The organism is Sphingobium sp. R-21 (genome assembly GCF_049913335.1).
Taxonomy (GTDB): domain Bacteria; phylum Pseudomonadota; class Alphaproteobacteria; order Sphingomonadales; family Sphingomonadaceae; genus Sphingobium.
In genome coordinates, this window is sequence record NZ_CP184375.1 from 197814 (window position 1) to 221490 (window position 23677).

Annotated in this window: 21 protein-coding genes and 1 pseudogene; 14 read left to right on the top strand and 8 right to left on the bottom strand. The window is 64.0% G+C overall.

The annotated features are described in order from the left end of the window. Positions 1–106: 106 nt before the first annotated feature. Together ACN9MX_RS15745 and ACN9MX_RS15750 are read right to left on the bottom strand one after the other, a co-directional pair. Positions 107–1498, bottom strand: a complete 1392-nt coding sequence (locus ACN9MX_RS15745) for a porin (RefSeq protein ID WP_363832691.1) — start codon at positions 1496–1498, stop codon at positions 107–109. Positions 1499–1624: 126 nt separating this feature from the next. Beyond that, positions 1625–2596, bottom strand: a complete 972-nt coding sequence (locus ACN9MX_RS15750; RefSeq protein WP_363832688.1) for a PQQ-dependent catabolism-associated beta-propeller protein — start codon at positions 2594–2596, stop codon at positions 1625–1627. Between the two features lie 165 nt (positions 2597–2761). Here ACN9MX_RS15750 and pedF point away from each other — a divergent pair, with 165 nt between their 5' ends. The 7 genes from pedF (at position 2762) to ACN9MX_RS15785 (ending at position 10043) form a co-directional block, all read left to right on the top strand. Then, positions 2762–3187 carry a cytochrome c-550 PedF gene (gene pedF / locus ACN9MX_RS15755; RefSeq protein WP_363736652.1) on the top strand — a complete coding sequence of 142 codons (426 nt, stop codon included), beginning with the start codon at positions 2762–2764 and terminating at the stop codon, positions 3185–3187. A gap of 4 nt (positions 3188–3191) precedes the next feature. Beyond that, positions 3192–4055 (top strand): substrate-binding periplasmic protein, encoded by an 864-nt coding sequence (locus ACN9MX_RS15760; protein WP_363832686.1) that lies wholly within the window; start codon positions 3192–3194, stop codon positions 4053–4055. A 140-nt stretch (positions 4056–4195) separates the two neighbouring features. Beyond that, the gene (locus ACN9MX_RS15765; protein ID WP_363832684.1) at positions 4196–5938 is read left to right on the top strand and encodes a methanol/ethanol family PQQ-dependent dehydrogenase; all 1743 of its coding nucleotides are present in this window, start codon (positions 4196–4198) and stop codon (positions 5936–5938) included. Positions 5939–5950: 12 nt separating this feature from the next. Then, on the top strand, positions 5951–6727 hold the full coding sequence (locus tag ACN9MX_RS15770) for a response regulator transcription factor (RefSeq protein ID WP_363736657.1): 777 nt from the start codon (positions 5951–5953) through the stop codon (positions 6725–6727). 163 nt (positions 6728–6890) lie between these two features. Continuing rightward, complete coding sequence (locus ACN9MX_RS15775) at positions 6891–7355, top strand: aminoacyl-tRNA deacylase (RefSeq protein ID WP_363736659.1); 465 nt, start codon at positions 6891–6893, stop codon at positions 7353–7355. Between the two features lie 180 nt (positions 7356–7535). Beyond that, positions 7536–9758 carry a catalase/peroxidase HPI gene (gene katG / locus ACN9MX_RS15780; RefSeq protein ID WP_363832681.1) on the top strand — a complete coding sequence of 741 codons (2223 nt, stop codon included), beginning with the start codon at positions 7536–7538 and terminating at the stop codon, positions 9756–9758. A gap of 129 nt (positions 9759–9887) precedes the next feature. Further along, entirely contained in the window at positions 9888–10043 is a 156-nt protein-coding gene (locus ACN9MX_RS15785) for a hypothetical protein (RefSeq protein ID WP_363736666.1), read from the top strand. Between the two features lie 31 nt (positions 10044–10074). On the opposite strand, the gene ACN9MX_RS15790 is transcribed toward ACN9MX_RS15785, so the two are convergent. From ACN9MX_RS15790 to adh, 4 genes are all read right to left on the bottom strand, one after another. Then, positions 10075–12297 (bottom strand): hybrid sensor histidine kinase/response regulator, encoded by a 2223-nt coding sequence (locus tag ACN9MX_RS15790; protein WP_363736668.1) that lies wholly within the window; start codon positions 12295–12297, stop codon positions 10075–10077. Further along, positions 12294–13436 (bottom strand): FIST N-terminal domain-containing protein, encoded by a 1143-nt coding sequence (locus tag ACN9MX_RS15795; protein WP_363832679.1) that lies wholly within the window; start codon positions 13434–13436, stop codon positions 12294–12296. Before ACN9MX_RS15795 ends, ACN9MX_RS15790 begins: the two co-directional genes overlap by 4 nt. Positions 13437–13481: 45 nt before the next feature. Further along, complete coding sequence (locus ACN9MX_RS15800; protein WP_414714682.1) at positions 13482–13883, bottom strand: DUF779 domain-containing protein; 402 nt, start codon at positions 13881–13883, stop codon at positions 13482–13484. A 130-nt stretch (positions 13884–14013) separates the two neighbouring features. Continuing rightward, positions 14014–15534, bottom strand: coding sequence for an aldehyde dehydrogenase (gene adh / locus ACN9MX_RS15805; protein ID WP_363736674.1), 1521 nt, complete (start codon positions 15532–15534; stop codon positions 14014–14016). Positions 15535–15673: 139 nt separating this feature from the next. Here adh and ACN9MX_RS15810 point away from each other — a divergent pair, with 139 nt between their 5' ends. The 3 genes and pseudogenes from ACN9MX_RS15810 (at position 15674) to ACN9MX_RS15820 (ending at position 18546) form a co-directional block, all read left to right on the top strand. Then, entirely contained in the window at positions 15674–15877 is a 204-nt protein-coding gene (locus ACN9MX_RS15810; RefSeq protein ID WP_363736676.1) for a type II toxin-antitoxin system ParD family antitoxin, read from the top strand. 470 nt (positions 15878–16347) lie between these two features. Next, positions 16348–17530: pseudogene (locus tag ACN9MX_RS15815) on the top strand (TonB-dependent receptor). Further along, complete coding sequence (locus tag ACN9MX_RS15820) at positions 17482–18546, top strand: oxidoreductase (RefSeq protein ID WP_363832674.1); 1065 nt, start codon at positions 17482–17484, stop codon at positions 18544–18546. The pseudogene ACN9MX_RS15815 and the gene ACN9MX_RS15820 overlap by 49 nt, the downstream one beginning before the upstream one ends. 641 nt (positions 18547–19187) lie before the next feature. Here ACN9MX_RS15820 and ACN9MX_RS15825 read toward each other — a convergent pair. Both ACN9MX_RS15825 and ACN9MX_RS15830 read right to left on the bottom strand, forming a co-directional pair. Next, positions 19188–19580: an ArsR/SmtB family transcription factor gene (locus tag ACN9MX_RS15825; protein ID WP_363736679.1), complete on the bottom strand. Its 393-nt coding sequence runs from the start codon at positions 19578–19580 to the stop codon at positions 19188–19190. After that, the gene (locus tag ACN9MX_RS15830) at positions 19577–20200 is read right to left on the bottom strand and encodes a peroxiredoxin (protein ID WP_363736680.1); all 624 of its coding nucleotides are present in this window, start codon (positions 20198–20200) and stop codon (positions 19577–19579) included. Before ACN9MX_RS15830 ends, ACN9MX_RS15825 begins: the two co-directional genes overlap by 4 nt. Before the next feature lie 87 nt (positions 20201–20287). On the opposite strand from ACN9MX_RS15830, the gene ACN9MX_RS15835 reads away from it, so the two are divergent. From ACN9MX_RS15835 to ACN9MX_RS15850, 4 genes are read left to right on the top strand one after another with little or no spacing between them, the layout of a single operon-like run. Further along, entirely contained in the window at positions 20288–21205 is a 918-nt protein-coding gene (locus tag ACN9MX_RS15835) for an MBL fold metallo-hydrolase (RefSeq protein ID WP_363736681.1), read from the top strand. After that, positions 21202–21645, top strand: a complete 444-nt coding sequence (locus ACN9MX_RS15840; RefSeq protein ID WP_363832669.1) for a YeeE/YedE family protein — start codon at positions 21202–21204, stop codon at positions 21643–21645. The genes ACN9MX_RS15835 and ACN9MX_RS15840 overlap by 4 nt, the downstream gene beginning before the upstream one ends. Next, positions 21642–22049: a DUF6691 family protein gene (locus tag ACN9MX_RS15845; RefSeq protein ID WP_363736683.1), complete on the top strand. Its 408-nt coding sequence runs from the start codon at positions 21642–21644 to the stop codon at positions 22047–22049. Before ACN9MX_RS15840 ends, ACN9MX_RS15845 begins: the two co-directional genes overlap by 4 nt. A 41-nt stretch (positions 22050–22090) precedes the next feature. Continuing rightward, positions 22091–23674, top strand: a complete 1584-nt coding sequence (locus ACN9MX_RS15850; protein ID WP_363832666.1) for a TIGR01244 family sulfur transferase — start codon at positions 22091–22093, stop codon at positions 23672–23674. The last annotated feature ends 3 nt before the right edge of the window (positions 23675–23677 follow it).

The following is a 23677-nucleotide window of genomic DNA, read 5'->3' on the forward strand; positions in this document are numbered from 1 at the left end:
CTTCTTTGTTCCTCGACCGCCAGGCCATTGTCCAGCCATGAAAAAATGGGGCCGCATCCCTGTTAGGATGCGGCCCCGCCCCGTGACATTGTTCCTTCGGTCGGGATCAGAAGAACAGGATCGCCCCGGCCGCGACGGCGTCGGAACTGGCCCGGTTGCCGTTATGCGCTTCCGACTTGGTGTGGACATATTCGCTGAGCAGCGTCACCCAGCTCGTAAGGCCGTAGCGGAGCTGCCCGACCCAGCTCGAATTCTTGTCCACCAGCGTCGGATTGGCCAGCGCGTCGGCGGCGTTGGCATAGTCGAGACTGCTCTCGCCATAGCTGCCCCCGACCGAGACTTTCCCGAACGTCGCCAGCCCTTGCAGGTAGAAGCCATGGCTGTCGCGCTTGTTGCCCAGGCCATCGGTGTCGAACAGGTTGAGCGCCGTCGTGCCAAGGCCCGAGGCATCATAATAGGTGCCGACCAGCGTCAGCGGACCCACCGTCACCTTCGCGCCCGCGTCCCAGCCCCAGCTGGTATAGTCCGGACCCGCGATCACATTATGCTTCTGCCGGATGCCGGCCGCCCACAGGCGCGTGCCCACGCCGCCGAACTTGCCGTCATAGACCAGCTTGCCCTGGAAGCCCGGCTCCTTGTTGGCCTCGTCCGGCCCGGTCAGCGACGACAAGGGCTCGAAAATGCCGAGGCTGGCGGTAAAGCCGCTGAAGCTGGGCGTGGTATAGGTGATCTGCGGCTGGAAATCGGTGTAGATATAGCCGACGCCGATCCGCCCCAGCGTGGTGTTGGACGGCGCGACATTGCCCGCCGGCGTTCCCGAAGACAGCAGGGTGATGTCGTTCAGTATCTGCTCGGAGGCGAACAGGCCGATGTCGCGGCCGATCTTCACCTCGCCAAAGCCCGGCCGGCCGAAGGTCAGGTAGGTCTGGCGGAAATCGATGCCCGCCGTCTGCAGCCCACGCGGATTGCCGGGGCTGTTCGCGCCGCCGCCCGCCGCATAGTTCACCGAATTAATGCCCGGATACATGCCGAAATGCGCGCCCACATCCCAGCCGCCCTGCCGGGTCATGACCTCGACCTTCAGGAAGCCTGGCAGCAGGCCGTTGCGGATCGCCGAACTCTTGCCGCCTACCGTCGCCACGCCGCCGACCACGCTGTTGGTCGCGCTGGGCGCCTCGCCATTGTCATGGACGTAGAAGCCGTTGACCGAGCCGGAGAATTTGAGCGTGACGTCGCCCATTTCGAAGCCGACGCCGCTGTCGGTCATGCGCACGGTCCGGCCGCCGCCCGACGCGTCGGGCGTCACCGGCGGGGCGGCAGGCGCCGAAGCCGCCTCGGCGCTCTCATTCTTCAGCAGCTCCTGATATTCCTCGTCGGAGAGGATTCCCTTCTCATGCAGCCGCTTCAGCAGATCGGCGGTGGTCCCGGCCAATGCCGGCGTGGCAGTCGCGCAAAGCAGCCCCATGGCCGCGCTCGCGAGGAGCAGCGTCCTTTTCATAACATCCTCCCTCTTTGTGCCGGTCAATGCCCCCGGCTGAAGAGAGAGTGAGGCGGACGCCCCGGCAGGAAAATTGGACTTAGGGCTTCCTCCCTTGGGATGAGGGGGCAACCTATCTGCGGATGATCAGGGGACCGCCACGATTCCCCAGGGCGCGGCGCCCACGGGGATCGTTCCCGTGACCTCTCCCCTGGCCAGATCGATCACGCTCACATTGTCCGAAAGGCCATTGGCCGCATAGGCCCGCGCGCCGTCGCCGCTCACCGCGACATGCCATACCCGCTTGCCCACCGGCACATAGGCGCGCACCTTGCGGCTCGCCACGTCGACCAGCGCGACATGGTCCGCCCGGCCCAGCGCCACCACCGCCGTCCTGCCGTCCGGCGTGAAGCGGATCCCGCAGGGCAATATGCGATGCTCCGCCACGCCCGGAATGGCGAAATGCAGCGTCTCGACCACCTTGCGGGAGGCCGTATCGATGATCTGCACCGTCCCGCCCACCTCCGCCGCGACCCAGAGCTGGGCGCCGTCGCGGGTGAATTCGACATGGCGCGGGCGCAGGTCGACGGGCGTCGCCTCGACCATTTCCCGCTTCGCCACGTCGACCCAGTTGACGACATTCTCTTCCTCCGACGTCACCACGACCCACCGGCTGTCGGGACTTTGCGCCACGCCTTCGGGCTCCCCGCCGACATCCACCTGGAAAGCGACGGTCCTGGTCCCAAGGTCGATCGCGGTCAGCGCCGCATTGTCCTCATTGGCGACGAACAGCGTCCCGCCATCGCGCGACAGGAAGAATTGCTCCGGATCCTCCCCTGACGGCAACTCCGCCACGACCTTGCCCGTGGCCCGCTCGATCACCTGCACGGCATGGTCGGTCGATGCGCACAGATAGATATATTTCCCGTCCTTCGACACGGTGATCCCGCGCGGCCGGCCGCCGACCGCCCATGTCGCGACCACCTTCGCGCTGGCCGCGTCGATCACCGTGACGCTGTTGCCGCGCTCGTTGGAGACATAGAGCGTCTCCGCCCACGCGCTCACTGGCTGCGCGCTCGCCGGAGCCAGTACCAACCCCGCCAGAATGATGCGCTTCATCCGCCCTGATCCTCTCCGCCGCCCGATGGATATTCCGTGTTCCTGTATGGCACCCGCGAGTTTTAAGGCGCGCGCGCCTCCACCGGGATAGTACCAACGGCCAATAGGGCGGCAAAGCACGCTGCCCTACACTTGCCCCAATCAATTCGGGTGAGGATTTCGAGCATGAATCTGGGACGCATTTCGCTGCTGGGCGCCGTCGCCATATTGGGCGCGACCACGGCAACCGGCCTGATGGCGCACGGCAATGTGACGCCGCAGGCGGTCGACACCTCCGCCTTGCCGGACATTGGCGAGGAATGGCTTCAGAAAAACCCCTATAGCGGCAATGCCAAGGCCATAGAGATCGGCCAGTCCGCCTATGGCCAGAATTGCGCCCGCTGCCACGGGCTCGACGCCGAAAGCGGCGGCATCGCGCCGGACCTGCGCTATCTGGAACAGGGCGAATCGGGCGACCAGTGGTTCGTCGAACGCTTCCGCCACGGCTCCAGCCATGACGGAAAGGTCTATATGCCGCCCTTCGGGGACGTGCTGGGCCAGAAGGCCGGCTGGGCGATCCGCGCCTGGCTCGAAACCAAGTTCCAGGGCTGAGGCCATGTTCAGCCGGCGTGGCCTGATCGGCTCAGCGGGCGCGGCGATGGCGCTGGGGCTAGGGATGAGGCCCGGCATGGCGCATGCGGCACCGCTGGGCAAGGTCAAGGACCTGGGCGTGCTGCGGGTGGTCGTCTACAGGGACAATCGCCCCTGGTCCTGGGAGGAAGGCGGGAAGCTCGTCGGCCTCGACGTCGATCTGGCGCATGCGATCGCCGGGAAACTGGGCGTGCGCGCCGACCTCGCCCAGCTCGTCGCGGACGAAAGCGTGGACGACGATCTGCGCCATGGCGTGTGGAAGGGCGGACTGCTCGGCTTCGCGCCGGGCGACCTGATGCTGCACATCCCCTTCGACCGGACCTTCGCCGCCCGCAACGACCAGGTGGCGATCATCGCGCCCTATTATCGCGAGAGCTTCCGTCTTGCCGGCATGCCGGACGCCATTGATCTGGAAGCGCCGCCCACCGGATGGCGCGGGCACAGGCTGGCGGCCGAACTCGACTCCATTCCCGACTTCTACCTGATCGGTTCCTTCGGCGGCCTGTTGGCGAAGGATGTCGCGCATTATCCCAGCGGCGCCGAAGCGGTCGCGGCCGTCGCGGCGGGCAAGGCGGACGCCGTCCTCGCCAGCCGCGCACAGATCGAGGAAGGGCTGCACCGCGGCGCGAAGGGCCTTGCCTTGCGCAAGGGGCCCCTGCCCGCCTTCACCTCGCCCGGATGGGACATCGGCATGGCGGTCAGGGAAAACAGCCGCACCCTGGGCGACGCGGTGGAGGAGATCGTCGTCGCCATGGCCGCCAGCGGCGAGATGAAGGCACTGTTCGCCCCCTATGGCGTGGAATGGACACCCGCGCTGGCGGCGGGTTGAGATCGGGCACCTGCCCCTCCCCGTTCCAGAGAGTCGGGGGGAAGGGGCCGACCCAAGGTCCAATTGCTGCGCACAACAGGTGCAATAATCTGCAGCGGTCGGGGGCGCCGAGCACGCCCTTTCAACAGAGGGAGGAAAGAATGAAAGGACGTTTGACGCGAGCCCTGTCCGGCGCCGCGATCCTGAGCCTGGCGGTTGCCGCCGCGCCATTGCTGGCCGAAGGTCCAACCGATGCGGACCTCATGAACGACGCGGCGACGCCGGGCGACGTTCTGACCTATGGCATGGGTCCGCAGGCGCAGCGCTTCAGCCCGCTGAAGGCGATCAACGCCTCCAATGTCGCAAGGCTGGTACCCGCCTTCGCCTCCTCGCTCGGCGGGGAAAAGCAGCGCGGGCAGGAAGCGCAGCCGATCGTCTATGACGGCACCATCTACGTCACCGGCAGCTATTCGCGCGTGTTCGCCTTCGACGCGCGCACGGGCGAGGAAAAGTGGCAATATGACGCCCGCCTGCCCGAAGCGATCATGCCCTGCTGCGACGTGGTGAACCGCGGCGCGGCGATCTATGGCGACAAGATCATCTTCGCGACGCTGGACGCGCACATGGTCGCGCTCAACCGCCACACCGGAAAGGTCATCTGGAACAAGCAGATCGCGGACTATCAGGCCGGCTATTCGGCCACCGCCGCACCCATGGTGGTGAAGGGCAAGGTGATCTACGGCAATAGCGGCGGCGAATTCGGCATTGTCGGCGCGGTCGAGGCGCGCGACGTCAACACCGGCGAATTGGTCTGGCGCCGCCCGACCATAGAGGGGCATATGGGCACCCTCAATGGCAGGGACAACGGCATCACCGGCAAGACCAACGCCAGCTGGCAGGGCGACCTGTGGAAGACCGGCGGCGGCGCCACTTGGCTGGGCGGCACCTATGATCCGGAAACCAACCTGCTCTTCTTTGGCACCGGCAACCCCGCGCCGTGGAACAGCCATCTGCGCCCCGGCGACAATCTCTACACCAGCTCGACGCTGGCGATCGATCCCGACACCGGCGTCATCAAATGGCATTTCCAGACGACCCCGCATGACGGCTGGGATTTCGACGGCGTCAACGAATTCATCCCCTTCGACGCCACCGTCAACGGCAAGGCGATGAAGCTGGGCGCGAAGGCAGACCGCAACGGCTATTTCTTCGTGCTCGACCGCACCAACGGCAAGTTCGTCAGCGCCAACAAGTTCGTCATGCAGACGACCTGGGCCAATGGCTTCAACAAGAACGGCCGGCCCAACTACAACGACGCCAATCGCCCCGGCGCACCGGGCGAGGCGGCCAAGGGATCGTCGGTCTTCGCCAGCCCCAGCTTCCTGGGCGGAAAGAACTGGATGCCCATGGCCTACAGCCAGGACACCGGCCTCTTCTACATCCCGTCCAACGACTGGGGCATGGACATCTGGAACGAGCCGATCGCCTACAAGAAGGGCGCAGCCTATCTGGGCGCCGGCTTCACCATCAAGCCCATTGCGGAGGATCATATCGGCGCGCTGCGCGCCATGGACCCCAAGACGGGCAAGATCGTCTGGGAATATAAGAACAAGGCGCCCCTCTGGGGCGGCGTGCTCTCGACCGCGGGCAACCTCGTCTTCACCGGCACGCCGGAGGGGTATCTCAAGGCCTTCGACGCCAAGACGGGCCAGGAACTGTGGAAGTTCCAGACCGGATCGGGCGTGGTGGGCAGCCCCGTCACCTGGGAACAGGATGGCGAGCAATATGTGGCGGTGATGTCCGGCTGGGGTGGCGCGGTGCCGCTCTGGGGCGGCGAAGTCGCCAAGAGCTTCAAGGACATCAACCAGGGCGGTTCGCTCTGGGTGTTCAAGCTGCCTAAATAAGGGATAAGCACGATGATCGTCATGGGCCGCGGCAACCACATCCCCTCCATCCGGGCGGTCCCGCCTGGCGCGATGCGGCTTGCCACGGCCCATGACTTGTCCGATTATCCGGGGCAAGGGGTGGGCCAGTATATGGGTGGCGAGGCAATCATGGAGCGGGTACTGATCGTCGACGATCACCCCCTCGTGCGCGACGGGCTGCGCAGCGTGATCGCGATCAGCTTCGACAATTGCGAGATCTTCGAGGCGGCAAGCATGGAAGAGGCCGTCGCCTTGCTGGAAAAGCAGGACAATTTCGACCTCATCCTGCTCGACCTCAACATACCCGATGTCCGCCGCCTGGATGGCCTCAAACTGCTGCGCGATCGTTTTCCGATCCTGCCCGTGGTGATGGTGTCGGGCGCCTTCGACCGCCCGATCGTGCAGGAGGCGCTGGCCGCCGGCGCCGCGGGCTTCATTCCCAAGTCACTGAAGCGCAGCGCCATTGTCGACGCGCTCCATCGCGTGGTCTCGGGCGAGATCTACCTGCCGGAGGCCATGGGCGAGACGATCGCTCCCACCGCGGAGGAGGATGAGATCGCCCGCCGTATCGACAGCCTCACGCCGCAGCAGAAAACGGTGCTGGCGCATCTGGTGCGCGGCCGGCTGAACAAGCAGATCGCACATGATCTCGGCGTGTCGATGACCACCATCAAGGCGCATGTCTCCGCCATTCTCCAGAAGCTGGGCGTGCTCAGCCGCACCCAGGCGGTGATCAAGGCCAATCGGGTGCATTTCCGCGCCGATTGAGGGTTCCAGGGCGGGATCGCTTGTCGTCGGCAAATCTGCTATTCTTCACCTATAGACGGCATTGGCCAGACTCGCCGCCCGCCCTTGTGCCGGCCCCCATTTCCGGCACCGCGCACGACGCCCCGCTGACCATGCCCCCGGGCACAGGCCGATGGAGGATGTCATGGCGATTTCCCAGAGATTGCGCGGCTATATGGACCGCTGCGGCACCAGGTTCGACGAATGGCCGCATGAACCCTCGACAGAGATGGCGCGGGCGGCGCAGGCAGCGCATGTCCCCGGCCGGCAGGTGGCGAAGGCCGTGCTGGTGCAGGCGGGCGACGAATATCTGCTGGCCGTCCTCCCCTCTTCCAAACATGTGAGCTTCAACTTCCTGCAGCAATGGCTGGCCCGCGACGTGTCCCTGGCGGAGGAGCATACGACCGCGGCGCTGTTTCCTGATTGCGACCTCGGCGCGCTGCCCCCGGTCGGCGCGGCCTACGGGCTGAAGACCATCATCGACGACGACATGCTGATGGGTCAGGATGTCTGGTTCGAGGGCGGCGACCATCACACGCTGGTGCACATGAATGCGGAAAACTGGCGGCGGCTGCAAAAGGGCGCCAGCCATTTCGCGTTCAGCATCTAGGCGAGCGGCCATCGGGCGGAGTCGTTCACCCCGCTTGAAGGATCAGGGGCGGGCGCCTCCCCTTTCATGCAATAAATTCCATACAGTCATCGGAAAAATAACATGGCCGTCGCAGTTCCCCCTTTGCCGGCCATGGCCTAAAATCCCCCCCATCCGGAGAAGCTGAAAGGAACCCGTGCAATGGACGCAAAGACGAGCAATGATCCGTTGGCCTGCCCCATGAAGGAGCCGGCGGCGCTTCGATCCCTGCTGGGGCGCACCAATCGCGACTGGTGGCCCAACCAGCTTTCGCTCGACATTCTCCAGCAGAACGGCTTGTCCGGCAATCCGCTGGGCGACGATTTCGATTATGCCGCAGCCTTCAAGACGCTCGATTATGACGCGCTGAAAAGGGATCTGACGGCCCTCATGACCGACAGCCAGCCCTGGTGGCCGGCGGATTACGGCCATTACGGCCCCTTCTTCATCCGCATGGCCTGGCACTCGGCGGGCACTTATCGCACCGGCGACGGCCGCGGCGGCGCCTCCTCCGGCTCGCAGCGCTTCGCCCCGCTCAACAGCTGGCCGGACAATGCCAATCTCGACAAGGCCCGCCGCCTGCTGTGGCCGATCAAGCAGAAATATGGGCAGAAGCTGAGCTGGGCCGACCTCATGATCCTCGCCGGCAATGTCGCCATTGAATCGATGGGCGGCCCGGTCTTCGGCTTCGGCGGCGGCCGCGCCGACGTGTTCGAGCCGGAAAAGGACGTCTATTGGGGCACGGAGGAATTCTGGGTCGGGCAGGAGGGCAATGAGACCCGCATCCAGCCCGAAAAGAACATGGCCCTCGAAAGCCCGCTCGCCGCGATCCAGATGGGCCTCATCTACGTCAATCCCGAAGGACCGGGCGGCAATCCCGACCCGCTGCAATCGGCGCGCGACATCCGCGAAACCTTCCTGCGCATGGGCATGAACGATGAGGAAACCGTCGCGCTCACCGCGGGCGGCCACACCTTCGGCAAGGCGCATGGCGCGGGCGACGCGTCCAAGGTCGGCAAGGAACCCGAGGGCGCCGACATAGCGCAGCAGGGCCTGGGCTGGCAGAGCGGCTATGAAAGCGGCGTGGGCGACCACACCATCACCAGCGGCATCGAGGGCGCGTGGACGCCCACGCCCCGGACCTGGGACCACAGCTTCTTCCACATGCTGCTCGACTATGAATATGAACTGGTGAAGAGCCCGGCGGGCGCCAAGCAGTGGCAGCCGGTCAATCAGAAGCCGGAGGATATGGCGCCGGGCGCGCACAGCCCCGACCGGCGCGTGCCGACGATGATGACGACCGCCGACATGGCGTTCAAGATGGACCCGGAATATCGGAAGATCTCCGAACGCTTCCGCAATGACCCCGCCGCGTTCGAGGATGCCTTCGCCCGCGCCTGGTTCAAGCTGTGCCATCGCGACATGGGGCCCAAGGCGCGCTATCTCGGCCCCGAAGTACCGGCCGAGGACCTGATCTGGCAGGATCCGATCCCGGCGGTCGACCATCCGCTGGTCGACGCTTCGGACATCGCCTCGCTCAAGCAGAAGATATTGGCGTCGGGCCTCAGCGTGGCTGAACTGGTGACGACCGCCTGGGCCTCCGCCTCCACCTATCGCGGGTCGGACCATCGCGGCGGCGCCAATGGCGGGCGCATCCGCCTTGCCCCGCAAAAGGACTGGGATGTGAACCAGCCGGAGCAGCTTGGCCGCGTCCTCTCCGCGCTGGAGAAGATCAAGGCCGAGTTCGACGTCGCGGGGGCGAAGAAGGTCTCGCTCGCGGACCTCATCGTGCTGGCCGGATCGGCGGCGATCGAGAAGGCGGCGAGGGATGGCGGGCGCTCGATCGAGGTGCCCTTCACTCCGGGCCGCACCGACGCGTCGCAGGAACAGACCGACGTGCAGAATTTCGAGGTGATGGAACCGAAGGTCGACGGTTTCCGCAACTATCTGCCCGTGCCGTTCAATGTCCCGGTCGAGGAACTGCTGATCGACCGCGCCCAGTTGCTGACGCTCAGCGCCCCGGAAATGACGGTGCTGGTCGGCGGCCTGCGTGTGCTGGGCGCCAATCATGGCGGTTCGCCGCATGGCGTGTTCACCGACCGTCCCGGCACGCTCAGCAACGACTTCTTCGTCAACCTGCTCGACATGGGCACGGCCTGGAAGGAAGCCGAGGGGCAGAAGGACATCTTCACCGGCACCTGCCGCACGTCCAACGAACAGAAATGGACCGGCACGCGCGTCGACCTGGTGTTCGGATCGAACTCGCAACTGCGCGCCTTGTCGGAGGTCTATGCCTCCGCCGATGCGGGCGACAAGTTCGTGAACGACTTCGTTGCTGCCTGGACCAAGGTGATGAACGCCGACCGCTTCGACCTGGCGGCATGAAGATGGGCGGGCCGCTCCCCGGACGGGGCGGCCTCCCCCTGCTCTCCGATCGTACTAGAACTTTCCGGTAAATTGCCCCTGCCCGGCTTTCGTGCGACACTTCTCACCGCCGTGATCCGGAGATTCGCCGTGCACGATCATCTGAAAGACGCTGCCGACGCGGCCGATCTGACGGACCAGCAACTGCTCGCCATCCGCCGCAGGATCGGCGACACGAAACGGCCCAGCGGCTTCGAACAGGCGGTGCTGGACGAAATGAAGCGCCGAAACCTGCGTCCTTCCTGAATCCGATCGCCGGGCACGCCCTGTTTCAGCCCTATTTCAACATCGTCCGCAAAAGGGCGCGCAACTGCGCCGGCTTCACCGGCTTGCCCAGCAGCGGAATGCCCCAGCCGTCCATCCGCGCCTTCAGCGCCTCACCCCGGTCGGCCGAGATCATCACCGAAGGCACCGCCCGCCCGAAATGGCCGTGCAGCCGCTCGATCACGCCATCCCCGGTCTCGCCGTCGTTCAGATGATAGTCGACCAGGATGACGTCGGGCGCGTCCTCGTCCGCGAAGGCCGCCACCGCCTCCTCAAATCCCGCCGCCGTGGCCACGGCACAGCCCCAGCCGCCCAGCAGCGTGGCCATGCCGGTCTGGATCGCGCGTTCATTGTCGACCACCAGCACCTTCAGCCCGCGCATCGAACGGTCGCTGCGCTGCGCGGCACCGCCCTCCCCTTCCTCCACCACCGCCCCGCCGCGCGGCACGCGGATCGAAAAAGTCGAACCCTGCCCCGGCACGGATTCCAGCGTCACCTCATGGCGCAGCATGTCGCTCGCCCGCCGGACGATGGCCAGGCCCAGCCCCTTGCCACCCGCGCCTCTGCCCCCATGCGTTTCGAGGCGGCGAAACTCCTCGAAGATCAGTTGCTGCTTGTCCGGGGGGATGCCGGGGCCGCTGTCGGCGACGCTCAGCCTTATCCCCTCCCCCTCCGCCACGCAGGTGACGCGCACCGATCCGCGCTGGGTATAGCGCAAGGCGTTGGACAGGAAGTTCTGGAGGATACGGCGCAACAGTCGAATGTCGGACCGTACCCAGATCGGCCCTCCTTCGTCGGCCAGACCCTCGACCGTCAGCGTCAGCCCCGCCGAACGGGCCATCGGCGCGAATTCCGTCCGCAGCGTGTCCAGCAGCCGGTCGATGCGGAAATCGCTGATCTCCGGCTGGATCGCGCCAGCATCCAGGCGGCTGATCTCCAGCAGCGCCTCCAGCAGGTCTTCCACCGAATCGAGCGCGGTCGACGTCTGGTTGACCAGCGCCCGTGTGGGCAGCGCCAGCCGCCGGTCGCCCAGCGCCGCGACGAACAGCCGCGCCGCGTTCAACGGCTGCAACAGGTCGTGGCTGGCCGCGGCAAGGAAGCTGGTCTTGGACAGGTTCGCCTTTTCCGCCGCCGTCTTGGCATCCATCAGCTGCGCCTCGATCTGGCGCCGCTCCGCTACCTCCGCCTCCAGTTCCGACGTGCGTTCCGCCACGCGCCGTTCCAGCGTCTCCGCCGTCTCGCGCAGCGCCGCCTGCGCGCGCAGCATGTCGGTGACCTCGGTGAAGCCGATCACCTGCCCACCCCGTTCCATGGCGTTGCTGCGGATCTCGAAACTGCGTCCCCCGGCATGAACCAGCTCGCTGCGATGGCGCGCGCCGCCCCGGTCGAGGCAGCCCCTGTCATCCATGCCCAGCCGGCCCCGGCACCAATCCAGCAGCGCGGCATGGGTGCCGCCCTCCTGCGCCCACTCCTCCGGCAATTCCAGCAGCCGTTGCAACGCCTCGTTCCACGCCGCCAGTCGCCCCTCCGCGTCGAACAGGCAGACGCCCTCCGACAGATTGTCGAGCGTCGCCTGCAACACGATGTTGCGCTCGGCCAGTTCGCGCGCCCGGTCGCGGGCATCCTCCGTCTTCACCTCGGTGATGTCGGTATAGATGCCGACGATGCCGCCCTCGCTGGTGCGCAGTTCATTGATCTGCACCCAGCGTCCGTCGGACAGCGCCTGGACATGGCCGCCCTCCGCCACGCTGTGGCGCGCCAGCCGGTCGGACACCCAGCGGTCTTGCCCCACCGGGCGATGATGCGCCGCGGCCAGCCGGGCGATCTCGTCGAAACTCATGCCCTCGCGGATGTGCGCCGCAATCTCCGGCCAGAAACCCAGATAGGCTTCGTTATAGAGGACCAGCCGGTCCTCCGCATCGAACAGCACAAAGCCCTCGTTGACGGAATCGATCGCATCGCGCAGCCGCATCCGCGCCGCATCGGCATGACCATGGGCGGCAGCAAGGTCGGCATTGACCTCCGCCAGCTTCGCCAGCGCCTCCTCCAGCTGCGCCGTCCGCTCGCGCACCATGGCTTCCAGCGAGATGGCGGTCTCGAACATCGAAAAGGCATTGCCCGCCATGTCGCTCGACCGTTCGACCCGGTCGATCAGCGCCGCGTTGATCTTGCGCAGCTTGCGGTTCTCTTCCCGCAACGCCTCCAGCTCGGCGGAAGAGAGGGCGACCTCTCTCACCGTCCGATGGCCAGGCCGCTGAATGTCTGGTTGACGTGCAGCGCATGATATTGCTCGCCATAGGTGTTGAAGCCGATCACCCGATGCCGCCCGTAAAGTTCCGACACCGCGCGGCTGATCTGCCGCTGTTCGGCATCGATGCGGTTCAACACGCAATCGAAGGCGATGATCCGGTCCACCGGCCCCACCTGCGCCGCGATGTCCGCAAACAGGGCGTCCATCCGCGCAATCCGGTCCACCGGCTCGCCGACGGTCATCACGATCCCCTCGTCGATCGCGCAATAGAAGGTCAGGCTGCCGTCCGGATTGGCGCTCTGTATCGACCGCACATGATAATCGCCCCCGGCCCGCACCATCAGCGGATGGGCGGCATAAAAGGCGACGCCCAGCGCCTCGCCCCCATGGCCGGCGAGTTTCAGATATTCCTGCGCGGCCGGTTCCGCATTGATCTCGGTCACGATCCGGTCCTGCGGGATGGCGCCGGTGACGACCATCTTCGCCGCGCTCGGCTGGTAATGCTGCGCCTTGAAGACATGGATCGGGCGCGGCGTGGAAAGGATCGCCACCACCGCCGCATGGGCGTGGAAGCGCCCGCCATGGAACACCGCCGTTTCGCGAAAGACCAGCCCGTCGCCCGACGACCCGCCGATCAGCGCGATATCGCCCAGCGCGTCCTGGATCGTCATCGTCAGCAATTCCTCTCGGTGCGACAGGCCGTCGACCAGGAACAGCGCGACATGATTGACCTTCTCGCCCAGATGGCGGCTTTCCCGTTCCGCCCGCGCCGCCAGCCCCCGCACCGCCTGCCGCGCGGCGGCGGGATCGAAATTCTCTATGTCATCGAAGCAGATCGAGCTCATGTGAAAGGCCGAGGCCGGAAAGCCGATGACGCTCAGGCTGTCCTCGTCATACCCATTTTCGGTAAGCTCGCCCGAACTGGTGCAGCCGATCGCCACCACGCCCTCCGCGCTGCGATTGACCGCCCGCGCCAGCGCCTCACGGTCGAAACGGTGCGAACAAAACAGCAGCATCCCGGCCAGCGGCTCCTTTCCCAATTGCCCGGCGACTTCGGCCATGGCCCTGGCCGGATCGCCCGCATGGCTCGACGCAAAGGCGATCTCCGATGCCAGCACCGTCATGTTCCTCTCCCCGCCTGTTCTCCTGTTCTTACTGTCTATGCCTAATCATCCGCCGCGCAAGGGTTCTCCCGCCGCTTCCAGCGCTGCATTCTCCTCATCGCTGAAGACGCGCGACCGCACGATGAAGCGCACCCCCTCCGGACTTTCCAGCGACATGCCCGCGCCCCGGCCCGGCACCACGTCGATGGTCACCTGGGTATGCCGCCAATATTCGAACTGCGCCGCGCCGATCCACACCGGCACCCCCCCGTCCACCTCGCCCGCCACATGGCCCAGCAGCACGTCCTGCCCCCCGACCCTGAACTCGCCCCGCGGAAAGCACATCGGCGCCGACCCGTCGCAACAGCCGCCGGACTGATGGAACATCAACGGCCCGTGGCGCGCCGTCAGCCGCGCGATCAGCGCCTCGGCGCCGGGCGTGGCCAGGATGCGGGGCGGCAGGTTCATCATGTTCTCCCTTCTCCCTCCCACCATCGGCACGGAGACGAAAAGGCGGGCGCCCGGGAGAGGCGCCCGCCGGAACCGAAGGCGTGAAGGGGGAAACAATCCGCCTTCGGCATGCGACCCGCCACGCGCCTCAGAAGAACCCCAGCGCCTTGGTCGAATAGCTGACCAGCAGGTTCTTGGTCTGCTGATAGTGATCCAGCATCATCTTGTGCGTCTCGCGCCCGATGCCCGACTGCTTGTATCCGCCAAAGGCCGCATGCGCCGGATAGGCGTGGTAGCAATTGGTCCACACGCGCCCGGCCTGGATTGCGCGGCCCATGCGATAGGCGGTGTTGCCGTTGCGGCTCCACACCCCCGCGCCCAGGCCGTACAGCGTGTCATTGGCGATGGCGAGCGCCTCCGCCTCGTCCTTGAAGGTCGTGACCGACAGCACCGGACCGAAAATCTCCTCCTGGAAGATGCGCATCCGGTTGTGCCCCTCCAGCACGGTCGGCGTCACATAATAGCCCTGCTCCAGCTCGCCGCCCAGATGCGCCCGCGTACCCCCGGTCAGCACCTTGGCACCCTCATCCTTGCCGATGTCGATATAGGAAAGGATCTTCTCCAGCTGGTCGTTCGACGCCTGCGCCCCGATCATCGTCGCGGGGTCGAGCGGACTGCCCTGCACTATCTTCTGCACGCGGGCGACGGCGCGCTCGATGAACTTCTCGTAGATGCTTTCCTGCACCAGCGCCCGGCTCGGACATGTGCAGACCTCACCCTGGTTGAGCGCGAACATCGCAAAGCCTTCCAGGCATTTGTCGAAATAGTCGTCGTCCGCCTCCATCACGTCGGCAAAGAAGATATTGGGCGACTTGCCGCCCAGCTCCAGCGTCACCGGGATCAGGTTTTCCGAGGCATATTGCATGATCAGCCGCCCGGTGGTGGTTTCCCCGGTGAAGGCGATCTTCGAAATCCGCTTGCTTGTGGCCAGCGGCTTGCCGGCCTCCACGCCAAATCCGTTGACGACGTTCAGCACGCCTTCGGGGATCAGGTCGCCGACCAGGTCCATCAGCACCATGATCGACATCGGCGTCTGCTCGGCAGGCTTCAGCACCACGCAATTACCCGCCGCCAGCGCCGGGGCCAGCTTCCACGCCGCCATCAGGATCGGGAAGTTCCAGGGGATGATCTGCCCCACCACGCCCAGCGGCTCATGGAAATGATAGGCGACCGTGTCATGGTCGATCTCGGCGATCGAACCTTCCTGCGACCGCACGCAGGCCGCGAAATAGCGGAAATGGTCGATGGCGAGCGGAATGTCGGCCGCGGTCGTCTCGCGGATCGGCTTGCCGTTGTCGATCGTCTCGGCCATGGCGAGCAGGTCGAGATTCTCCTCCATCCGCTGCGCGATGCGATTGAGGATGTTAGCCCGCTCGGTCGCCGATCGCTGGCCCCAACCCTCCTTCGCCTTGTGCGCCGCGTCGAGCGCCAGCTCGATATCCTCGGCGGTCGAGCGAGCGATCTTGCACACGCTCTGGCCCGTCACCGGCGAAAGATTGTCGAAATATTCCCCGCGAACCGGCTTCACCCATTGGCCGCCGATGAAATTGTCATAGGTGTCGCGAACCAGCGTCTTCCCCGCGAACCGCGCCATTGCCTGCTGTAACATCCATCCTCTCCCGGACTCGTCTGAAAGTTGGGAACAGGATGAACCTTTTGCGGAAAGGGACAATTAGACCTTGGGTCGGGACTGGTGAATTTAACAAGAATTGGCGGTCCTTGGCATATTCTGGACAAGGAGTCCGCCCATGGCCACCATGAACATTTCCCTTCCCGATCCGATGAAGCAATGGGTCGAGGCGCAGGCCGAAACCGGCCGCTACAGCAATGCGAGCGATTATGTGCGCGACCTGATCCGCCGCGACCAGGTACGCAAGGACAAGATCGCCCGGATGCAGAGCCTCGTGGACGAAGCCCGGTCGTACAAGCCGGCCGGTCGGTTATCCCCGTGACATTTCCATGCGACGCCATATTTCGGCTGTTGCGAAGCTCTCTCAGAGTGAGGCATCACGTTAATTGCCCTACTGCTTGCAGAACCGCAGTGGCCCCGCAAGAATGGGAGTGAGATCCGGCAATTCTGACCTTCAAGGCGGCGGCCCTCAGGGTTCACATTGAACAGAAGGCCGAATGGAAGAACGGGAAGCATCACGACGAGTGGATCCCAGCACAACATCGCTCTGAACCTGCGCGGTGAACTCGGCGGTGCCTTCCTTGCCAGCAACTCGCCGATCTCACTGGCAACAGGTATCGAATATCGCAGCGACAAGGCCAACCAGACATCGGATGCCCTGTCGCAGACGGTCAACAGCTTCACCGGCATCCTTGGCACGCCATCGGCCCAGAACGGCGCCAAGGCGCATTCCGCTTCTTCAATCCGCAGCCGTTCAGCGGCGCGATCAAGGTGGTTGAGGGCTATCTGGAGGTGGGGGTTCCGCTGGTCGAAGGCAAGCCGTTCTTCCATCAGCTCGATCTCAACGGAGCCGTCCGCCGCGCGAGGTACAGCGCAGATGGCCGGGTCTACACCTTCGCCAGAGGTGTCTCCACGTCGGCGCCTTCGTCCAGCTCATTCGATGCGACGACCTGGAAGCTTGGCGCCAACTGGGCGCCGGTCGACGACATCCGTTTCCGCCTGACCCGCTCGCGCGACATTCGGGCGCCTTCGATGATCGACCTCTATAACGGCAGCCAGTTCTCGAGTGCCACCATCACCTTCGGCGGAAACACGATTCCACTGTTCCAGCTGACCCGCGGCAACCCGAACCTGACTCCCGAAAAGGCGGACTCTTACTGCCGGGGTGGTACTGAAGCCCGGCTTCCTTCCCGGCTTCCAGGCATCGGTCGACTACTACAAGATCGACGTGAACAACGCGATTGCCGGGTTGCTGGCCCAGCAGCAGGTCAATCTCTGCGCGGCCGGTGATCAGACCTTCTGCGCCTTGCAGAGCCTGTCAAACGGTGCGCTCACGGTCATCACGCCGCCGTTCAACCTCAATCCGCAGCGGGTCAAAGGCTGGGACATCGAAGCGCAATATCGCACAAATCTGGGATCGGGCCAGTTAGCCCTGCGCGGCTTTGTCAACATCAACAGCGCCGATTACATCCGTCCCGCCGTGGGGTCCGTGATCAACCAGCGCGGCGCTGCGACCAATCCGCGCTGGCGCGGGATCTTCCAGATCAACTACAATTCGGACAGCTTCGGCGTGTTCCTGCAGGAACGGATCATCGGCAAATCGCTGATCGATACCAACCTGGTCGAAGGGATCGGCATTCCCGAGAACGATATCCCGGCTGTGGCCTATACCGACGTGACCCTCACGACGAAGGTCATGGAGCGCTTCGAGGCCTTCCTCACCATCAGTAACCTGTTCGACAAGGATCCGCCGCCCTCGCCGAAGCCAACGACGACCTTCTCAATCCCCTATTCGGGCGCCTATGACACGATTGGCCAGGCGTTCACGTCGGGGTTCGCGTCAAGATGTAGAAACCCTGCCGGGGAGCACCTATGCCCGCAGTCGGGGAACTTCCCTGGCTGCGGGTTTCTTATTCCGGGGATCGAGTGCCGATCATATTGTGGGAGGGCGTGCTTGTGGTTCATCCAGTCGTGAGGGTCGCTCTGGTCGGCTATGGCTATGCCGGCAGGACGTTTCACGCGCCCTTGATTGCGGCCACGCCGGGGATCGAACTCGCCGCGGTGGTCTCCACAAGCCCCGCCAAGGTCCACACGGATCTTCCCGCGGCAAGAGTGTTCGAGGGGCTTGATCAAGCTCTGGCCGATCCTGACATCGATCTGGTCGTGATCGCCACTCCCGACCCGCTCCACGTGCCGCAAGCCCATGCCGCTCTCGATGCCAACAAACATGTCGTGATCGACAAACCTTTTGCTCTCACACTCGAAGACGCGCGGAGCGTTGCCGAACATTCACGGCAGGCCAATCGGCTCCTGTCGGTGTTCCACAATCGTCGCTGGGACAGCGATTTTCTCACTCTGAGATCGCTGATTGCGTCAGGCAGGCTGGGTGAAATCATGCAGTTCGAAAGCCATTTCGACCGTTTTCGTCCCGAACTCCGCGACCGGTGGCGCGAACGACCCGGCGCAGGCATCTTCAACGATCTTGGCCCACATCTGATCGATCAGGCCTTGTTACTATTTGGTATGCCAGCAGCAGTCTACGCCGATCTGGGGATCCAGAAATACGGAGGTCTGGCCGATGACTATTTCCACATCCTGCTGCGTTATCCGCGCCTTCGTGTTGTCTTGCATGCCAGCCAGCTGACACTCGACAACAGCTTGCGCATGGCCGTCCATGGCACATCGGGAAGTTTCATCAAGCGCGGCATGGATCCCCAAGAGCAGCAATTAAAGGCAGGGGGCAACCCATCATGCCCCGAATTTGGCGTGGACCGGGAACCAGGCACGCTTTTTGAAGTGGCGGAATGTGAACAGGGCGGGATGCCCGTCGCATCAATTCCGGGAGACTATCGACAGTTCTATGCAGCAATCAGAGACGCAATCGCGATGGGAGGACCTGGTCCTGTCCCAGTTGAGGAGGCCCTCAATGTCATGCAGGTCATGGCGGCGGCGAAGCAGAGCCATCGTGGCAGACACGAAGTTTCTATCTGAGCAAGATGATGAAGGTGCCAGCGATTGAGCGAAAGCTTAGGCTCGTTATCCAAACTCAAGTGGTATCGTGAATTATGAGGCAGGTTGGGGCATGCTGGCCCGCAACGCAAGAAGATGTCTGAAGTCATGTAATTTCAGAAAATGGTTTGCGCCTTCCCGTTCCTCAAACGACACCGATGTGGCCAAACGGTAGATGTCGGCTCTCGGTACAACGCGACGCTTAGCGACGTGGGCGGGAACGAGGGCTTTGTTCCAAAGCAAACCGGTAGGGCGCTCGGCGCGGACGCGGACCCAACATGCGCCGTTCCGGTCCGGGTGCGAATATGTCAGTTCACAGCAATCGTGCCGCTCCGGCTGGTGCAAGACCGCCCGGCCTAATCGCTGCGCCGATGATCGGCACGATATACGCCGTATCCCTCTGAAGCCTGACGGTGTGTCCGTTTCGATAATCCCTGGCTCCTGCACCGACTGCCGATGTGATTTTTGCGGAGTCAGCAGAGTCAAGAGTCAGGCGCCTGGGCGCTAGAGCGGGTTTCGATCTGATTGAATCGGATCGCCGCCCTGGATTCCTTGTTTTCCGCGATTTCTTAACCAGCAATCGGTTCCGATCGCTTGGAAATCGTTCTAGCGACAGAAAGTTTTCAATCCAAAATTTGAGCGAAACCAGCGACACCGCCCGACAGCGGCTGGCCGCGGGCCGGCTTCGCAGCGCCGCGAACATCGTCTATTTTGCCTATGCCTCCGAAAATCGCTTCCATTGTGCGGACACATAGGGCGACATCCTCGTCAGCAAGCGCATACCACACCAATTTAGCTTCCTTGCGCGTTTGAACGAGGTTGGCGCGGCGCAACTCGCCCAGCTGCTGGCTGAGCGCGGGTTGCGCGATGTCGGTCGCTTCGCCAATCTCCGAGACGTTGCGTTCCCCGCGCAACAGGCACGACAGAATCATAAGGCGCTGCGGTTGAGCAAAGACCTTCAGCTTTTCAGCAGCGATGGTCGCAGTGTCGCGGTCTTCGTAAAATGCCGCTTTCATGGCGCGTCCACAAAACGGCAAAACCAATCCTGACGATCTCCGGAGACGTCGGAGGGTGCTGAGAGCAGCGGCTGTCCATCCCGCCATCCTTCAGGCGCCAGCGTGTCGGCTCCTTCCACCGCCTTCAATGCCTTGAGCAGCCGCAGCATCTCGTCCACCGAACGCCCCACATTGTGGGGATAGCAAGTGATCGCTCTAATGACTCCTTCCGGGTCGATGAAGAATGTCGATCGCATCGCCATGCTGTCGGCCGATTGTTCATCGATCATGCCATAGGCACGCCCGATCGCCATGCTCGGATCCTCTATGATGGGAAATCGGACATCGGCTCCCAGCGTCTCGCGGATCGCCCTGACCCACGCCATGTGCGCGTAAAGGCTGTCGACAGACAGCCCCAATAGCGAGGTTTCGAGCGCATCGAACTCCAACTGGCGCCGGGCGAGCTCGGCAAATTCCGTGCTGCAGACAGGCGTGAAATCCGCGGGATGAGAGAAGAAGATCACCCATCGTCCGCGCAGCTTGGAGAGCTGGATTTCGCCGGTTGTCGAGCGCGCGCGGAAATCGGGCGCGGGTTCTCCGATACGCGGGGGCCTGCCCTCGATCCTTTGACTGGTTTCCATAATGCTTCCTTCGACACTCTAGTTTCTTGACGCAATAGAATTATTCGATTACACAATATATGTAAATGTGAATTTATGAGGTTTTCCGTGATCGACTCCTCACTTGAAGCTGCATCGTTGCAAATCTCGGCCGCGCAGACTGGCGTCCCGCAGATCAAGGCATTCTTCGACGAACCGACGTTCACGGTGACTTACGTCGTTCACGATGCCGAAAGCCGACGCGCCGCGATCATCGACAGCGTGCTGGACTATGATCCGGCTTCGGGTCGGACATCCTTCTGCGCGGCAGACGCAGTTCTCGATTATGTTGGGGAGAAGGGACTGCTGGTCGACTGGCACCTGGAGACCCACGCCCATGCCGATCACTTGTCGGCAGCGCCCTATCTGCAGGAGAAGCTGGGCGGGAAGATCGCCATCGGCGAGCATATCGTCACCGTGCAGGAAGCCTTTGGCAAGCTGTTCAATGCCGGCACGGACTTCGAGCGCGACGGCTCCGATTTCGATCATCTGTGGAAGGATGGCGACCACTTCCGCATTGGCAATCTCGACGTCACCGTGCTCCATGTGCCGGGCCACACGCCGGCTTGCATTGCCTATGTGATCGGTGACGCCGTCTTTGTCGGCGATACCATGTTCATGCCGGACTATGGCACGGCCCGCGCCGATTTTCCCGGCGGGGATGCCCGTACCCTTTACCAGTCCGCCAAACGGCTCCTGTCGTTGCCACCGGAAACCCGGCTGTTCATGTGCCACGACTATCTGCCCGAAGGGCGCACGGACTATGTGTGGGAAACCACGGTCGAGGCGGAGCGCAGTTCCAACGTCCATATTCACGACGGCGTGAGCGAAGACGAATTCGTCGCGATGCGCGAGGCCCGCGACAAGACGCTCGCGATGCCGCGCCTGATCCTGCCCTCGGTCCAGGTCAACATGCGCGCCGGGCACCTGCCGCCGCCTGAGGACAACGGCATCACCTACCTCAAGATCCCGGTCAACGCGCTATGACCTTGCCCGGCTTTCCCGATGCAATGCCCGTTGCCGGATTTCTGGGCGGCCTGATGATCGGCCTTGCCGCCGCCATCATGTTGCTGGGCTTTGGCCGGATCGCGGGGGTCAGCGGCATGCTGGCCCGCGCGACCGCCATCGCCACCGCTGGGGCGCCGCGTGCGCTTGCCATCGCCTTCGTGGTCGGACTGCCACTGGGCGCGATGCTGGTAACACTGGTTTGCGGTGGTGTTGAAACCCGCTTCGGCGCGGGCATCCTGCAACTCATCGGGGCGGGGTTGCTTGTCGGCCTGGGCACCCGGCTCGGGTCGGGCTGCACCAGCGGCCACGGGGTATGCGGCCTTTCGCGGCTGTCGCCGCGGTCGATAGTGGCAACCTTCACTTTCATGGCCAGCGGCTTTGCAACGGTTGGCGTGATGCGCCTGGGAGGCTGGCTATGAGGCAGGTTGCGCTCGCGCTCGCGTCTGGCCTGCTGTTCGGCGCTGGACTTGCCGTTTCCGGCATGGCCGACCCTGCACGTGTGCGTGCCTTTCTTGACCTCTTCGGCGCATGGGATCCCACGCTCGCTTTTGTGATGGCGGGGGCGATGGTTCCGATGGCGATAGCCTGGCTGATCCAGCAACGCATGACGAAGCCCGTCGCGTGCAACGCCTTTGACCTGCCCGGCACCCGCCTGATCGACGGGAAGCTGCTGGCGGGCGCAGCTCTGTTCGGCATCGGCTGGGGCATCGGGGGCCTGTGCCCCGGACCGGCGCTGGCTGACTTGCTGATCGCCCCGTTCGAGGCCGGGATATTCGTGGTCGCCATGCTGGCCGGCATGACCATCCACCGCATCACCACATAATGAGATAACAGCCCCGCGCGGCAGCGGGTGGAGGAGCAATCATGGACATCAAACCGCTGAACACAGACTTCGCCGTATCGCCCCAGCTTACGATCGCCGATATCCCCTCGATTGCAGCCCAGGGGTTCAAGGCCATCATCTGCAACCGGCCCGACGGCGAGGAACCGGGGCAAATTACGGCAGACCAGATCCGCGAGGCTGCCCAGCAAGCGGGCCTGCGCTTCGCCCATGTGCCCGCAGCTTCAGGCGCGATCGCCAACGCCAATGTCGACGCCATGGCGGAGGCGATTGCGGTCCTTCCCAAGCCGATCCTGGCTTTCTGTCGCTCCGGCGCTCGATCGACGAAGCTCTACGAGCTTGCCCAATCGCAGGAGAACTCGGCTTCCTCTCCCAGGATTCACGATGTCGTGATCGTCGGTGGCGGTGCTGCCGGAATTGCAACGGCGTCCAGCCTCCTGAAGCGCAATCCCAAACTTGATATCGCCGTCATCGAGCCGTCGGAGGTGCATTATTACCAGCCGGGCTGGACGATGGTGGGCGCAGGGGTGTTCGACAAGGAATTCACGCGCCGCGCCGAAGCGCGGGTCATGCCCAGGCAGGTCACCTGGATCCGCACCGCCGCCTCCGGCTTCGTCCCCGACGAGAACAAGGTGATCCTCTGTGACGGTCGCGACGTCGGCTATCGGGTCCTGGTCGCCTGTCCCGGCATCACGCTCGACTGGAATGCCATACCAGGTCTGGCCGAAACGATCGGGAAGAACGGCGTCACCTCCAATTACGGCTACGATCTCGCGCCCTATACCAACCGGCTTGTCAAGGAATTCAAGGGCGGGCGGGCGCTGTTCACCCAGCCTGCGATGCCGATCAAATGTGCCGGCGCGCCGCAAAAGGCCATGTATCTCTCCTGTCATCGCTGGGAAAAGGCCGGGGTCCTGAAGGACATCGACGTGCAGTTCCACACTGCCGGTGCGGTGTTGTTCGGCGTCGCAGCCTATGTCCCTGCGCTCATGGAATATGTCGAGCGTTATGGCGCGCACCTGAATTTCGAATCGAAGCTGGTTGCCATCGATGGCGCGGCGAAGGTCGCCACCTTCGAGCGCAAGGATGGCGATGGCACGCGACGGGTCGATGAACGCTTCGACATGATCCATGTCGTACCGCCCCAGGTCGCTCCGGATTTTGTCCGGTCGAGTCCGCTCGCGGCCGCGTCCGGCTTCATCGAGGTTGACGAGGCGACGCTTCAGCACCTGCGCTATCCCAACGTGTTCGCACTGGGCGACGCCTGCTCCGCCTCCAACGCCAAGACCGCAGCCGCCGCACGCAAGCAGGCACCGGTCGTCGCGGTAAACGTTCTCGCTGCTCTTGAAGGCAAGGAACCGGTCGCGGACTATGACGGCTATGGTTCCTGCCCGCTGACGGTCGAGGCAGGCAAGATCGTCCTCGCCGAATTCGGCTATGGCGGCAAACTCTTACCCAGCTTCCCCAACTGGCTGATCGACGGGACGCGTCCCTCCCGCCTGTCGTGGTTGCTGAAAGACACGATCCTTCCGCCGGTCTACTGGCACGGCATGCTCAAGGGGCGCGAATGGATGGTCGCGCCGCATGCAATCGGGGCGGCGCACTGAGCC